Annotated in this window: 18 protein-coding genes; 14 read left to right on the top strand and 4 right to left on the bottom strand. The window is 62.0% G+C overall.

Annotation, left to right across the window (positions count from 1 at the left end; all coding sequences use genetic code 11):
* Positions 1 to 23: 23 nt before the first annotated feature.
* The 3 genes from mctP to BWP39_RS29230 all read right to left on the bottom strand — a co-directional run bounded on the left by mctP (position 24) and on the right by BWP39_RS29230 (position 2,779).
* The gene (mctP, locus tag BWP39_RS29240; RefSeq protein WP_096725673.1) at positions 24 to 1,499 is read right to left on the bottom strand and encodes a monocarboxylate uptake permease MctP; all 1,476 of its coding nucleotides are present in this window, start codon (positions 1,497 to 1,499) and stop codon (positions 24 to 26) included.
* Positions 1,496 to 1,693 (bottom strand): DUF3311 domain-containing protein, encoded by a 198-nt coding sequence (locus tag BWP39_RS29235; protein ID WP_096725672.1) that lies wholly within the window; start codon positions 1,691 to 1,693, stop codon positions 1,496 to 1,498. The genes mctP and BWP39_RS29235 overlap by 4 nt, the downstream gene beginning before the upstream one ends.
* 159 nt (positions 1,694 to 1,852) lie before the next feature.
* Positions 1,853 to 2,779 carry a LysR family transcriptional regulator gene (locus BWP39_RS29230; protein WP_207557172.1) on the bottom strand — a complete coding sequence of 309 codons (927 nt, stop codon included), beginning with the start codon at positions 2,777 to 2,779 and terminating at the stop codon, positions 1,853 to 1,855.
* Positions 2,780 to 2,931: 152 nt separating this feature from the next.
* Here BWP39_RS29230 and BWP39_RS29225 point away from each other — a divergent pair, with 152 nt between their 5' ends.
* On the top strand, positions 2,932 to 3,324 hold the full coding sequence (locus BWP39_RS29225) for a tautomerase family protein (protein ID WP_096726244.1): 393 nt from the start codon (positions 2,932 to 2,934) through the stop codon (positions 3,322 to 3,324).
* A gap of 61 nt (positions 3,325 to 3,385) precedes the next feature.
* Positions 3,386 to 4,324 (top strand): enoyl-CoA hydratase-related protein, encoded by a 939-nt coding sequence (locus BWP39_RS29220; protein ID WP_096725670.1) that lies wholly within the window; start codon positions 3,386 to 3,388, stop codon positions 4,322 to 4,324.
* A gap of 120 nt (positions 4,325 to 4,444) precedes the next feature.
* Here BWP39_RS29220 and BWP39_RS29215 read toward each other — a convergent pair whose 3' ends face one another.
* Positions 4,445 to 4,882 carry a tautomerase family protein gene (locus tag BWP39_RS29215; RefSeq protein WP_096725669.1) on the bottom strand — a complete coding sequence of 146 codons (438 nt, stop codon included), beginning with the start codon at positions 4,880 to 4,882 and terminating at the stop codon, positions 4,445 to 4,447.
* A 316-nt stretch (positions 4,883 to 5,198) separates the two neighbouring features.
* Here BWP39_RS29215 and BWP39_RS29210 point away from each other — a divergent pair, with 316 nt between their 5' ends.
* The 12 genes from BWP39_RS29210 to BWP39_RS29155 all read left to right on the top strand — a co-directional run bounded on the left by BWP39_RS29210 (position 5,199) and on the right by BWP39_RS29155 (position 14,245).
* Positions 5,199 to 6,641, top strand: coding sequence for an NAD-dependent succinate-semialdehyde dehydrogenase (locus tag BWP39_RS29210; RefSeq protein ID WP_096725668.1), 1,443 nt, complete (start codon positions 5,199 to 5,201; stop codon positions 6,639 to 6,641).
* 155 nt (positions 6,642 to 6,796) lie between these two features.
* A complete protein-coding gene (locus BWP39_RS29205) occupies positions 6,797 to 7,537 on the top strand; it encodes an SDR family NAD(P)-dependent oxidoreductase (protein ID WP_096725667.1) in 741 nt (246 codons plus the stop codon).
* Between the two features lie 328 nt (positions 7,538 to 7,865).
* Positions 7,866 to 8,099 (top strand): hypothetical protein, encoded by a 234-nt coding sequence (locus BWP39_RS29200; protein WP_096725666.1) that lies wholly within the window; start codon positions 7,866 to 7,868, stop codon positions 8,097 to 8,099.
* Positions 8,100 to 8,371: 272 nt separating this feature from the next.
* The gene (locus BWP39_RS29195; RefSeq protein ID WP_096725665.1) at positions 8,372 to 8,908 is read left to right on the top strand and encodes a MarR family transcriptional regulator; all 537 of its coding nucleotides are present in this window, start codon (positions 8,372 to 8,374) and stop codon (positions 8,906 to 8,908) included.
* A 123-nt stretch (positions 8,909 to 9,031) separates the two neighbouring features.
* The gene (locus BWP39_RS29190; protein ID WP_096725664.1) at positions 9,032 to 9,730 is read left to right on the top strand and encodes an alpha/beta hydrolase; all 699 of its coding nucleotides are present in this window, start codon (positions 9,032 to 9,034) and stop codon (positions 9,728 to 9,730) included.
* Positions 9,731 to 9,818: 88 nt separating this feature from the next.
* Positions 9,819 to 10,442, top strand: a complete 624-nt coding sequence (locus BWP39_RS29185; protein ID WP_157915196.1) for an adenylyl-sulfate kinase — start codon at positions 9,819 to 9,821, stop codon at positions 10,440 to 10,442.
* 159 nt (positions 10,443 to 10,601) lie between these two features.
* Positions 10,602 to 10,904, top strand: coding sequence for a YXWGXW repeat-containing protein (locus BWP39_RS29180; protein WP_096725662.1), 303 nt, complete (start codon positions 10,602 to 10,604; stop codon positions 10,902 to 10,904).
* Between the two features lie 176 nt (positions 10,905 to 11,080).
* Positions 11,081 to 11,701 carry an RNA polymerase sigma factor gene (locus BWP39_RS29175; RefSeq protein ID WP_268877187.1) on the top strand — a complete coding sequence of 207 codons (621 nt, stop codon included), beginning with the start codon at positions 11,081 to 11,083 and terminating at the stop codon, positions 11,699 to 11,701.
* Entirely contained in the window at positions 11,698 to 12,123 is a 426-nt protein-coding gene (locus tag BWP39_RS29170) for a hypothetical protein (protein WP_096725661.1), read from the top strand. Before BWP39_RS29175 ends, BWP39_RS29170 begins: the two co-directional genes overlap by 4 nt.
* Positions 12,120 to 12,620: a periplasmic heavy metal sensor gene (locus tag BWP39_RS29165; RefSeq protein WP_207557171.1), complete on the top strand. Its 501-nt coding sequence runs from the start codon at positions 12,120 to 12,122 to the stop codon at positions 12,618 to 12,620. The genes BWP39_RS29170 and BWP39_RS29165 overlap by 4 nt, the downstream gene beginning before the upstream one ends.
* 82 nt (positions 12,621 to 12,702) lie before the next feature.
* On the top strand, positions 12,703 to 12,924 hold the full coding sequence (locus tag BWP39_RS29160; protein WP_096725660.1) for a hypothetical protein: 222 nt from the start codon (positions 12,703 to 12,705) through the stop codon (positions 12,922 to 12,924).
* Positions 12,925 to 13,012: 88 nt separating this feature from the next.
* The gene (locus BWP39_RS29155) at positions 13,013 to 14,245 is read left to right on the top strand and encodes an NAD(P)/FAD-dependent oxidoreductase (RefSeq protein WP_096725659.1); all 1,233 of its coding nucleotides are present in this window, start codon (positions 13,013 to 13,015) and stop codon (positions 14,243 to 14,245) included.
* Positions 14,246 to 14,286 lie beyond the last annotated feature (41 nt).

The following is a 14,286-nucleotide window of genomic DNA, read 5'->3' as shown; positions in this document are numbered from 1 at the left end:
GTAACTGCAGCAACAACCACTCGCTATACGCTAGACCGCTTCGGCGTCACCATCGACACCACAAACGTCACGACGATATTCAGCACCAGCGCGATCAACCCGATATACAGCGGATACGTGGCGCCGCCCACATGCAGCGCGAACACCGGCTTGAGCCCCTGCACGATCGCGAGTCCCGTGCCGGTCACAATGCCCACCAGCCAGCCGAGAAACAACCCAGGTGTATTCAGACGCCGCGTGTATAGAGAGAACACGATCGCCGGGAAGATCTGCAGGATCCACACGCCGCCCAGCAGTTGCAGGTCGATCGCATACTGCGTCGGCAGCACGACGATAAACACCAGCGCACCGAACTTCACCGCGAGCGACACGATCTTCGCCGTCGACGCTTCCGCCTGCGACGTCATATCCGGCGACACGAGCGGGCGCCACAGGTTGCGCGTGAACAGATTGGCCGCACCAATCGACATGATCGCCGCGGGCACCAGCGCGCTGATGGCAATCGCCGCCGCCGCAAAGCCGACGAACCACGACGGAAACAGCGTGGTGAACAGCGCCGGCACGACATCCGAGGCCGACTTCACGTGCACACCGGCTGCGATCGCCATATAACCGAGCAGCGCGATCAGACCAAGCAGCAACGTATAGGCAGGCAGGAAAATCGCGTTCTTGCGCACCGTCGCCGCGGATGAAGACGACAGCACCGCCGTCATCGTGTGCGGATACATGAACGCGGCAAGCGCGGAACCGAGCGCCAGCGATGCATACGCGGTGAACTGCGTCGGCTTGAGCAGGATGCCGGTTGCACCGCCCTTCGCCTGGAAGTACTGGTCGGCGGCATCGAACACATGACCATAGCCACCGAGCTTCACCGGAATCAGCCAGATCGCCGCGATCACGACGATATAGATCATGATGTCCTTGACGAACGCGATCATGGCCGGCGCGCGCAGGCCGCTCGTGTACGTGTAGAGCGCGAGGATCACGAACGCGACGATCAACGGCAGTTCGCCCGTCACGCCGAGCCCCTTGATCACGACCTGCATGCCTACCAGCTGCAGCGCGATGTACGGCATCGTCGCGATGATGCCAGTCAGCGCAACGGCGGCGGGGAACCACTTGCCACCGTATTCGCCCTGCACGTAATCGGCCGCGGTGATGTGGTCCTTCGCCTTCGCGATCTTCCACAGTCTCGGCATCACGGCAAACACGAACGGGTACACGATGATCGTATAGGGCAGCGCGAAAAACCCGTACGCGCCGACCGAATACACCAGCGCCGGCACAGCGATCACGGTGTACGCCGTATAGAAGTCGCCACCGACGAGGAACCACGAGATGACGGTGCCGAACTGTCGTCCGCCGAGCCCCCATTCGTGCAATTGCGTCAGGTCACCGCGTTTCCAGCGTGCGGCGAAGAAGCCGACCACGGTGACTAGCAGAAAGAACGCGATGAAAACACTCATCGCCACCGGATTGACAGGATTCAGATCGCTCATTTGATCCTCCGGTAGACGACGTAAATCAGCAGCGACGTCAACGGCACCCAGAGGAACTGATACCAGTAGAAGAACGGAAAGCCCGCAAATGAAGGACGCGCGTCGTTATAGAACGGCAGCCACAACAGCGCGATGTACGGAATGAGCAAGATGAGCCATAGCCATGAACGGCCGGTCTGATCGGTGGGCTCCATGAATTCTCCTGATAGATCTGCGACGGAAAGCGGACTCTCCGGCACAGAACAGCGTGGTGGTAAGAGTGCTAACGGTTCGAACCGGGCCGCTTCTGCGACGGCTGCGCGCATTATCGTAGAAATCGCCGCGGTTTGTCTTCTGGCCGGACGCGGTTCGCATCAGAGGCCCGGGCGCGTTCTCTTGACTGCGTCGTGCTTGCGGAGGGTTTCGGTTGCGACGTCGCCGAGCAGGTCGACCGCGCGCCGGAGGTTGCCCAGTTGCTGCGGATGCACAAGCCAGACGTCGAGCTGCAACGCGAAGTCGGTGACGTTGACGACCGCCAGATCCCGATACGCGCCGCTGCGCTGCAGGACATTGCGTGGCACGAGTCCGAGGCCCAGCCCCGCAGCGACCAGACGCAACTGCATGTCGGTGCCGTGCGTATCGACGCCGACGCGCAGGCTGTGGCCCGCATCGTCGATGGCGCGTTCGAGCGCCGCGCGATAGCCACATCCGTGCGGATTCAGCACCCACGTATGCGCCGCCAGCGAGCGGATCGCAGCGCGCCCCTTGACGAGCGGCTTCTTGCGGCTTTGCGCCACCACGACATCGAGCGTCGTGATCAGACGGCCCGCTGTTCCGGCAGCGGGCGTACGTCCATGCGGCAGCAGCAGTACCGCGGCGTCCAGGCTGCCGGGCACCAGTTGCTGCTGCAAGCCGCTGCTCCAGTCGGTATGCAACCGGACGTCGAGCGCGGGGAAAGCGGACTTCAACGCGATCACCGCATCGAACAGCACGATATCGGCCACTGCCTGCGTCATGCCGAGACGGAATGTTCCTGCGGGCGCGGCATGCTCTGCGGGGACGTCGAGCAAACGATCGAGGTCGCGCAACAACGGCACCGCGTATTCGTAAATACGCTGGGCAAGCGCCGTCGCCTTGGGTGGCTTGCTGTTTCTGTCGAACAGCTCCGCCCCCAGCGATTCCTCTAGCCGCTGGATGCGGCGCGACACCGCCGACTGCGTAACGCACAGCGTATTGGCTGCGCGCGTAAGCGACGCTTCGTCGATGACGGTCACGAACGATCTGAGGTCTTCCGCAATCATGCTCACCTCTCATGATCTTAATGATAATTATGCGCTTGCCGCACTACGTGAATGAAGTCTAACCTGACGGCTCGATGGTTGCCAGTGCAGATCAGACGCAGCACACCGCCGCGTCCACTGGTTACCGCTTCAACATCTTGCAGGAGTTCGACATGCCTCTCGTACGCATCAATCTTTCCAGCAGCGCCTCGGCGGAAGTCGTGCGCGGCGTCAGCGACGCGGTCTACGACGCGATGATCCAGGTCGCCAGCGTGCCGCAACACGACCGTTTCCAGATCGTCACCCGCCACGCCGACGACGAACTGATCTATCCCGCCGAAGGTTATCTCGGCATTTCGTACACGCCGGGCATTGTCTTTATCCAGGTCACCTGGAACGCCGGACGAACCGTCGATGTGAAGAAAGCGTTTTATCGCGCGGTCGCCGACGGCATTCACGCGAAGACCGGCCTGAGGAAAGAGGATGTCTGGATCAGCCTTGTCGATGTGAAGCGCGAAGACTGGTCGTTTGGTAACGGCGAGATGCAGTACGCGCCGAAAGAGTGAACGTAGACGCACGGCGGTCATGTCGCAGTGATGCCAATCCATGCTTAAGGAGTGTGTTTGAATGAGCGAAGAACCCGTCATCGAGCGCCGCACCGTGCTGAAAGGTGCTGCCCTGCTGACTAGCCTGCTCGCGCTTCCTGCGTTCGCGGCAACGCCGGACGCGCACGACGCAGGCACCCCGGCCGATGCGACGACGCTCGCCGAGGTGCCCTACAGCACCGGCGCTGGATTGACAGTCGAACGGCGCGGCGCCATCGCGCTGTTCGGCATTAACCGGCCGCATATCCAGAACCGCGTCGACCCCGCAACCTTCATCGCGCTCGCCCGGGCTTACTACGACTACGATCACGATCCGTCGCTACGGGCTGCGATCCTGTTCGGACACGGCGACGACTTCTCGCGCGGCATCGACGTCAATGCATTCAAGGCGCTGGCCGGTACCGGCAAACCGCTGATCAGCGGTAACAACGTCATCGATCCGCTCGCCAAGACCCGGCATCTGACCAAACCGCTGATCGTCGTCGTGCATGGCGACACATGGAACATGGGCCACGAACTTCATCTCGTCGCCGACATCCGTATCGCCGCCGCGAACACCCGCTTCGGGCAGGACGAAAACACGCATGGGCGGTTTCCTGGTGGTGGTTCGACGGTGCGCTTCGTGCGCGATGCCGGGTGGGGCAATGCGATGCGCTACATCCTGACCGGCGATCACTGGAGTGCAGACGACGCGTACCGGATGGGCGTGATTCAGGAAGTCGCGCCGACGCAGCAGGCGGCGCTCGAACGCGGCATCGCCATCGCAACGAAGATCGCCGCATGCGGACCGCTCGGCATCAGGACATCGCTCGCCTCAGCTCATCTCGCGATCGATACGAACGAAGCGGCGTCGCTCGCGCAACTCGATGCGCAGTACGGTGCGCTGTATCGCACGCAGGATTTCCAGGAAGGCCGCAACGCCGAAGCGGAAGGACGGGCGCCCGTCTATCAGGGCAAATGATGCGAAGCGGCGCGCCACGTCGTGTAGTGTGCCGCGAAAGTCAGAGTAGCGACGATACTCGTCGGGGCACTGCGCAATTGTCGGTTGGCCGTGACGCCGTATCGCTGCTCGCAGGCGGTTTCAGCCGCGGTTCAACATATAGTCGCGATCGTCGGGCGGCAGCGATGCGAGCCAGTCCTGCTCCGTACCAGGTGCAGGCAGCACATGTCCGTACTCGACCATCTGCTCAGGCGGCAATTCGGCGAGGTACGCCCAGATGTAGCGCCGTTCGAGCGATGTCACGGCCACGATCGATGTGACGAGATTGCTGAGCAGCGTCTGCTTCTGCGCCGCCGTACGTCCCGCGCGAATGTGGCCGTGCACGAATACCTGGTCCGCCCGCAGCGGCGCGCCGCCGATAAAGTGATTCCCGGCGGGAATGTCGTTGAAGATGACCTGGGCGAAAAAACCCTGCGCACCGGTCGCCTCGCTATGCACACGGGTGATTTCCTGGGCGATGCGCTGCTGTATTTCGTAGCCGAACCGGCCGGCCGCTGTAGACACGATATAAGTCGGCATTACCTGATCTCCTGTGAAGTTGCTGTGAGTAATCACGCTGACACGAACATCGCTTCGACTTCATCTGAAGGAATAGCGGCCTCCCGCAATACGCATAATGCCGACGCCGCTCAAAGCGCCGTCGCACCTCGCAGACCGGGGCTCCTTGCAACCGCTTGCGGCGGCGGCATACCGCCTTCCCGCTTTTGGAGGAAAATACGCGTTTGTCAGCCCTTCCGGCCCTGTCCGCCGGAAGACCGGGCGCCCGACCCGCAGCCAGGCCGTTTTCACGCAGCAGCGGTAACATGCCGCGAACTATCCAAGGAGTGAAGCACCGATGAGCACCTCACAACCCTCTTATCCCGACACGCAACTCTATATCGACGGCGCCTGGCATGCCGGCGCACGGCAGACCGACGTCATCAATCCGGCCAGCGAAGTCGCGATCGGCCGTCTGGCACTGGCGAGCGAAGCGGAACTCGAACGGGCTGCCCAAGCGGCGCAACGCGGATTCGCCGAATGGCGCAAGGTGTCCGCTTACGAGCGCAGCAAGCTGATGCGTCGCGCCGCCGACAATCTGCGCGCGCGCTTCGAAACAGTCGCCGCGATCATGACGATGGAACAGGGCAAGCCGCTCGCCGAAGCGCGCGTCGAAACGCTATCCGCTGCGGATACGATCGACTGGTTTGCGGAAGAAGCACGCCGCACCTATGGCCGTGTCATTCCGTCGCGCAGCGGCGCCGTGCAGCAAGTCGTCACACGCGAACCCGTCGGTCCGGTTGCTGCATTCACGCCGTGGAACTTCCCGCTTAATCAGGCGGTGCGCAAGGTGTCGGCGGCATTGGCCGCGGGCTGCTCGATCGTTCTCAAGGGACCGGAAGAAACCCCGGCCAGCTGCGCGGCGCTCGTCGCAGCGTTTCATGACGCGGGCCTGCCGGCCGGCGTACTGAATCTCGTGTTCGGTATCCCCGCGGATGTGTCGCGTTTCTTCATCGAGCATCCGGTGATCCGCAAGATTTCGTTCACCGGTTCGACCGCCGTGGGCAAGCAGCTCGCAGCCATGGCCGGCCTGCATATGAAGCGCGCGACGATGGAACTGGGCGGTCATGCACCGGCTATCGTGTTTGCCGATGCCGACATCCCGCGCGCAGCGAAACTGCTGGCCACTGCCAAGATCAGAAACGCGGGCCAGGTGTGCATTTCGCCGACACGCTTCCTCGTCGAAGATGCGGCCTACGATGAATTCGTCGATCACTTCGTCGCCACCATCAAGAAAATCCAGGTCGGCAACGGGCTGCAGGATGGCGTGCAGATGGGGCCGCTCGCGAACGTCCGCCGCGTCGAAGCCATGGAACGGCTCGTCGCCGATGCACGCGAACACGGTGCGAAGGTGCTCGCCGGTGGCGAACGGATCGGACGCGAAGGCTATTTCTTCCAGCCGACTGTTCTGGTCGATACGCCGCTCTCGGCCCGCATCATGACCGAAGAGCCGTTTGGCCCGGTCGCGCCGGTGAATCGCTTCAGCCGCTACGATGAAGTGATCGCCGAAGCCAACCGTCTGCCGTATGGGCTCGCGGCTTACGCGTACACCCGTTCGACGTCGACGGCGGCCGCGCTCTCGGAAGACATCGAAAGCGGCATGATCTCGGTCAACCACCACGGTCTCGGCCTGGCCGAAACGCCGTTCGGCGGCGTCAAGGATTCGGGCTACGGCTCGGAAGGCGGTACCGAAGCGATGGAAGCCTATCTGGTCACCAAGTTCGTGAGCCAGCATCGCTAGGCCTTCTGCGGCATAACCGGTGCGGGTGTTTGCGCAGTGAACGCTGCGTGAGGCGCCGCACCGGCTTCCTTTTGAACACACCGGTGCAATGCTCGCGCTAGCGTCTCACGGCGCAAGCCAGCAGCGAGTCTGCACGCATGCGTGGAGCATTGAACATGAGTCGATCGAGTGCAATCGTCGTTGGTGTCGGCGCGGAAGTGGGTCTCGGCGCAGCGTTGTGCAAGCGTATCGCCCGCGAGGGGTATCACGTGTATGTTGCGGGCCGCACGCCCGCAAAACTGACTCAGGTAGTTGAAGCGATTGTTGACGCTGGCGGCACCGCGGAAGCCATGGTCGTCGACACGACCCAGGAAGCGGACGTGCTCGCCCTGTTCGACAAGGCGATGACGCCACGCGATGACATCGCGCCGCCCGATCTCGTCGTCTACAACGCCGGCAACAACCGGTATGTCCCGTTTACCGAACTCAGTGCCGCCGATTTCGAAAGCTTCTGGCGCATCGGGCCGCTCGGTGCGTTTCTGGTTGGACGTGAAGTGGCGCGGCGTATCGTGCCGTCAGGCAGCGGCACGTTGATCTTCACCGGTGCGTCGGCAAGTCTGCGCGGCAAACCTGGTTTCGCGCATTTCGCTTCGTCGAAAGCGGGTGTGCGCATGATCGCGCAAAGCATGGCACGCGAATTCGGCGCACAAGGGCTGCATGTGGCGCACGTCGTGGTGGACGGTGGCATCGACGGCGAGCGACTCCGGCAGGCGCGTCCCGGCGTGATTGCGGAACGCGGCGAGAACGGTCTGCTGAACATCGATGCCATAGCCGATATGTACTGGACCCTGCATCGGCAGCATCCTTCTGCGTGGACGCAGGAAGTCGATTTACGGCCGTTCAAGGAACCGTTCTAGGTCGACATTCGTTTGTGCGCTAGTTCGTTTGCGTGGATCGCGCTGTACGCGCTTAATGTGACGGTTTCGCGAAAGCAAAACAAGCGCAATAAGCAGGCGCGATAAGTTAACACAGCGGCACTAAAGTTAACAGTGCCGTGTGAGAATTCACAACATACTCCTGGCGGTTCCGCCGAGTTCCTGGCAAGCTACCGAAATACGACGTCTAACCCGATGTATGCTCGCGTATTGCAGGCATACGGGTGCGTCCCAGCGAGCGTGCAAGCGGACCCGATTTCCCGCCGCTGTCATCGACTCTCTTCAGCATTCGAGCATTGGAGGTTCAGCTATGTCGGTCACTGCACGCTCACTTGAAGCCAACGCTGCGGAGCGATTCGTTCGGGCGTCGAGAAAAGTCGATATGGCGTTTCGCATCGTTCGTGGCGAACCGGCGCCGGAAAGCAGAGAGATCGAGCATTCGCTCGCTGTGTTGCAACTCGAGCAGGCGCTCGATGAGCTGGCCGAAGCCGAGGCGCTGTTCGATATGTCCGTGAGCACCGGGACGCCGCGACGGGCGAATTGATGCGAACCGTGCGGTTCATATAGGGCAGCGCCAGGACAAAAATCGGCACGGCTGCCCGTTCATGTAGTTTTTCTATCCCCTCGTAGTACCCACCTCCAGACGACGTCGAAGCACAACCCTCCGCGACGCCACACAACGTGGTTGATTGTTCGCATTCGGGAAGCACTCTTTTCGCGTTCAGCCTCTTTATCCGCCGATCCATCTTGACTACCGTGTGACCATGCGCCGGTCACATCCGGCATGGCGCACCCTGAAGAAATGGAATACCACGTATGACATGCGCCCTGTCGGCAGATAAAGCTGCGTTACTCGCTCATGCCAGCCAGTCGAGCCTCGATCATCTGCTCGCCCAACGCAGCATGCGTGAAATCGCGCGCAGGCTGAACGACGCGCTGCGCTCGCTGCACGTCAGTGCCGCGCAATTCTGTCTGCTCGCACTTCTGTATCGCGACGAACCGCCCACCGTCAGCGAACTCGCGCAGGAGATGCAGATGGAAACTGCGCATGTATCCGCACAACTGAGCATCCTGATGCGCAGGGCACTCGTGGTCGCACATGCGGGGCAAGGCGAGCGCCGACGCAGACGACTCACGCTCACGCCATACGGTCAGTCGGTGCTGCTCGATGCGCTACCGTTGTGGATCGCAGCCTCGGACGATGCCTCGCACTTTCTCGGCAGCGCGGAACTCCATCGCCTTTCGTCGCTGGCTAAAACGGTTCATGCAACCGATCGTGCGGATGCAGCGCATGCATCCGATAACCTTATCGATCACGACACGCTGATCGAAGCCGAAGAACATCACGCATAGTGAACTTGAGCGCTCCACCGATACATACGACCATACAGTCCGCGCCATTTAACAAATACAGCGAACCGACACGCGTTCTATGTATGATCTGACAGGCAGTTCCCAACCTCAAAGGAGCATGCCATGAGTAACGCAACCACCATCGTTCTGGTTCACGGTTTCTGGGGCGGTGCGGCGCACTGGAGCAAGGTCATCGTCGAGTTGACACGCAAGGGGTATACGTCGATTCGCGCAGTAGAACTTCCGCTGACCTCGCTCGCCGACGACGCCGAACGCACCCGCAAGATGGTCGCGCAGCAGCAGGGCCCGGTGCTGCTGGTCGGTCATTCGTATGGAGGCGCGGTCATCACCGAAGCCGGCGATCTACCGAATGTCGTTGGGCTCGTCTATATCGCTGCATTCGCACCGGACGCGGGAGAAAGCCCCGGTGGCATTACGCAGCAGAACCTTCCGGTCGCCGCCGCCAATCTCGAACCGGATAGCGATGGCTACCTCTGGGTTAAAGCAGACAAATTCCATGAGAGCTTCTGTCAGGATCTGACGCCGGATGAAGGCCTCGTCATGGGCGTCACGCAAAAGGCCCCGCTCGCGAGCACCTTTGGCGACACGATCACTGACCCGGCATGGAAGAAGAAACCGTCGTGGTACCAGATTTCGAGCAAGGACCGCATGATCTCGCCGGCAAACGAAGAGATGATGTCGGCACGGCTCCATGCCCGCAAGGTGATTACGCTCGACGCGAGCCATGCATCGCTGGCGTCGCGGCCAGTCGAAGTCAGCGCCTTGATCGATGAGGCTGCGCGCGCAACCGCCAATGCGTAGTCGCGAAAGCATCAGCGACGGTTTTTTCGCCCCCACGCGTTAAATGCAATTCGCCGTCGTGTCCGGCGGATCATCAGGGGCTCAAAACATGTCGCGTAGCGCACCTTACTGTCATACCCCTTCGGCGATTGCCCCCGTACTCTGGCTCACAGGCGTACGGGGCGCCGGCAAATCGCGCATTGCATCGGGCGTGCAGGTCCGGCTCGTCGCGTTCGGCGCGCAAGCCGTGGTTCTCGACGGGGATTCGATACGCGCCGGCTTGAGCGAGGACCTCGGATACGACCCGGACGCGCAGACCGAAAACATCCGGCGTATTGCGCATTGCGCCGATCTGCTGAGCAGGCAGGCGGTCATCCCGATCGTGGTCGCAATCGCGCCGCTTGCGTCGCACCGCATGCTGGCGCGGCAAATTATCGGTGATGCGTACTTCGAGATCTTTGTCGACACGCCGCCGCCGGGCGATGCATACAGCGCGAGAAGTCCGCGCGCGCAGGACGATCCGAGCCGCTTCGATCGCTACGAACGCCCGGCGCGTCCAGATCTCGTCGTCAGCCGGTTCGACCTGTCGACCATCGACGCAATCGAAACGATCATGCGCTGGGTGCCCCCCGTGCTCTGGATCAGCGAACCCGATGAAGCGGGCAGCACCGGCAAGGCAGCCGGTCTGGATCTCGCGCGCGATCCGGTGTTCAAGTTGCCCTTGAGCAACTGATCGCAAAGCTCCTGGACTCGCCCTCTTCAAGCCGCTGCACAACGCGAAATCTTACGAAAACCTGTCACTCATACTTTTTTGCAGCCGCGCGACGGATTCTCGCTAAGTCTCCGTTTAAGACTCGACGCCCCAATTTCTGGTGGCCCGTACAGAACCCCTATGAGAACAGCCAACCTCGCAAAATACCTCGTCGCCACGCTAGCCGCGCTCGCTGCGTCCACCACCTTCGCTCAGGCGATCATCGTGACGCCCACGGCGCCGCCCCCGCCAGTGCGTGTGGAAGTCGTCCCGGCGCCGCGCGCGGGCTACGTCTGGGATCGCGGACACTGGCAGTGGATCAACGGCGCCTATGCGTGGGTGCCCGGACACTGGCAACTCGTGCGCGTCGGTTATCACTGGGTGCCGGGTCACTGGGCGCAGTTCGGACCGCGGTGGCGCTGGATCGAAGGTCACTGGGCGTGATGCGCGAGTTCTGGCCGGTCGTGTCGTCGTGCCAGCACGACCAGCCTGCTATCGCCCTGTAACCGTCATATATTGAACAGGTGCACCCTGGCGAAACGCGCCGGGCACCTCTAGCAGCAAGCGGACAACATCGATCTGAGCGGGGATGAACGGCACGTGAAGCAAGTCCGGATGAAGTGTCGGCGAAACCGGCGAACTGCGCATTCGGCGCGCGAAGGCTGCGCACGTTGAGTGAACAGGACCCCGACGCCGAGTTGATTGAACGGGTGGCCCGACGCGATTCGGCAGCCGTCCGCACGCTGATGGAGCGCAAGCTGCCGCGGCTGCTTGCGCTCGCCACGCGGATGCTGGGAGATCGCATGGAAGCCGAGGATGTCACGCAGGAAGCTTTTATCCGCATCTGGAAACAGGCGCCGCACTGGCGCACCGGCGAGGCGCGCTTCGATACCTGGCTGCATCGGGTCGCGATGAATCTGTGTTACGACCGCCTGCGCGCCAATCGCGAGAAACCGACCGATGACGAAGACGGCCTGCCCGACATCGTCGATACCGCCATCGCGCCCGACGAAAGACTCGAACGCCGCTCGCGTGACGAACAGATTCGCGCGGCACTCGCTGCGTTGCCCGCACGCCAACGTGAAGCACTGGTACTCAATTATTATCAGGAGCTATCCAATATCGAGGCAGCGGGCGTGATGGGCATTACGGTCGACGCGCTCGAAAGCCTGCTCTCGCGCGCACGCCGGAACCTGCGCGCACAACTGACGAATAGCAGCCACAGCAAGGACACACGATGACACCCGAACGATTCCGTGTACTTGTCGACGCCTACGGAAGCGACCCGCACCGCTGGCCCGAAGACGAACGCGCCGCATCGATGGCCTGGGCGACACAGCATCGCGACGAAGCCGATGCGATGCTCGCAAGCGCCAGCGAACTCGACGACTGGCTGGAAAGCTATGTGGTCGCCGCGCCTGATCGCGAGTTGCGGCGGCGCATCGTCAGTGGAGCGCCGCTGGCACCGCAGGCACGTCCGGTGCCTGGACGGCGGACATGGTGGCCAGGTCTGGCGCTTGCTGGCGCGGGGCTGACGGGTGGGCTCGTCGGTGCATTGGCGGTATCGCTTTTCGTGCTGGCGGGTTCGTCCCATATCGCAACGGAAACGACTTTTCAGAGCACGACTTTTAGTGGTTCTGATTTCGACTGGAGCAGTGAATGAGCGACGACATATCGGCGCGGAACCCGAAGTGGCTGCTCATCGCGTCGCTGGGACTGAATATCTTCATGTTCGGCGCACTCGCGGGCGGGGCCGGGCAATACGTTTACTCGCACTGGCACGAAACGGCCAAACAGCCTGGCGCACCGCGTTTCGCCGCGGCGCAATTGTCGGCCGCACAGCAACAGGAATTCGTCGAGACCTTGCGGGATGCGCGTCGTGAAGCGCGGCAATCCGGGCAGGCGGCGCTGAGCGGACGCAAGAATGTGATCCGTCTGCTGGCTGCATCGCCGCTCGATCAGGCGGCGCTCGATGCGGCAATCGCCAGTACCCGCGAAGCCGATGTCGCAGTCAGAACGCATGTCGAGCAACGTGTCGTCGAGTATGCGGCGGCGCTGACACCTGAGGAACGCGTCAAGTTCGCGGAAGGGTTGCAGCAATACGGGTCATGGCGCCTGCCGCCGGCACAGCGGCCACTGCCCGACAAAGAAGAAAAATAGCGTTCCTGCGACGGATTTCTCTGCTGCTGCCGTTTAACGAAGCGGGCACTCTTCCGCCTATGTCAAACGGTACTCACTCGTCATGAAATCAAGAATCCTGCTTGCACTATGTCCTGCGCTGCTCGTCGGCGCACTCTCGGGATGCGTGGTCGCCCCGGTCGAACCGGCTGCGCCGCCGGCCGGTGTCGTGTACGTCGCACCGGTCGAGGTGGCGCCCGCACCGGGGTATGTGTGGCGTTATCACGCGCGGTATGGGTGGGGGTGGTGGCATCCGCATCATGGGTGGTATCGGGGTTGGCGTTAAGCCGCTCCAGGTTCTGTCAAAGCGCCGCAGGAGCATGGCTTCGCAGTAAAGTAGTGTCTTCCAACAAGAAAATTGGACCAGACACTCGATGAAATTCGATACCGTCGTGCTCGGCGCGGGCATTGTAGGCGTGTCCATCGCCGTGCATCTTCAGAAGCGCGGCCGCGCGGTTGCGCTCGTGGATCGCAAGCTCCCAGGCAACGAGACATCGTTCGGTAACGCCGGGCTGATCCAGCGCGAAGGCGTTTATCCGTATGCGTTTCCTCGCAGCATTCTCAAGCTGCTGCAATACGCACGCAACGAATCGCTCGACGTTCGCTACCACGCCGATGCGATGTTCAAGGCCGCGCCTTTCCTGTGGCAGTACTGGCGCAATTCGCATCCGGTGAAACACGCGGCGATTGCCCGCTCCTATGCGACCTTGATCGAGCATTGCGTCAGCGAGCATCGCGCGCTCGCCGCCGAAGCTGGTGCCAGCGAGTTGCTGCGTCCGACAGGATGGATCAAGGTCTTTCGCACCGCGGCAAAACAGGACGCGGAAACGAAGGTTGTCGAGAAGTGGCATCGGGAATTCGGCGTCACGTTCGACGCGCTGGATCCGGAGCGCCTGCGACAAGTCGAACCCGACCTCGACACGTCGTTGATAGGCGGGCTGCGTTTCACCGCATCGGATTCAGTCAGCGATCCCAATGCGCTCGTCACCGCGTACGCAAAATATTTCGAGCACCTAGGCGGACGTTTTCTGATCGGCGACGCCGATACGCTTCGCGATGGCTGGCAGGTCGATACCGACGAAGGAACGATCGCGGCTTCGTCTGCGGTGATTGCATTGGGACCGTGGTCCGCACGCGCGAGCGAGCGCCTCGGTTACCGCCTGCCGCTCGCCGTCAAACGCGGCTATCACATGCACTACGCACCTGAAGCGCAGGCGCGTTTGAATCATCCGGTGCTGGACATCGAAAACGCCTATCTGCTCGCGCCGATGGCGCGCGGCATCCGGTTGACGACCGGTGCAGAAATCGCACGGGTCGATGCGCCGAAAACCCCGACGCAATTGACAGCGGTCGAACCGATCGCACGCAAGCTATTCCCACTCGGCGCGCGTCTCGACGATGAACCCTGGATGGGCCGCCGCCCCTGCACCATCGACATGATGCCGATCATCGGACCCGCCCGACGGCATGACAATTTATGGTTCGCGTTTGGCCACGCGCACCATGGGTTGACGCTTGGGCCGATCACCGGCAGGTTGATCGCCGAGATGATGACCGGCGAACCCGTGACGGTAGATATGCATCCGTTCAGGGTCGAGCGCTTCTAGATATGCACGGTGGATGCGATCGTCTCGTTGACGATCGCGAC

The organism is Paraburkholderia acidicola (assembly GCF_002362315.1).
Lineage (GTDB): Bacteria > Pseudomonadota > Gammaproteobacteria > Burkholderiales > Burkholderiaceae > Paraburkholderia > Paraburkholderia acidicola.
This window is presented reverse-complemented; position numbering and strand designations above follow the sequence as displayed.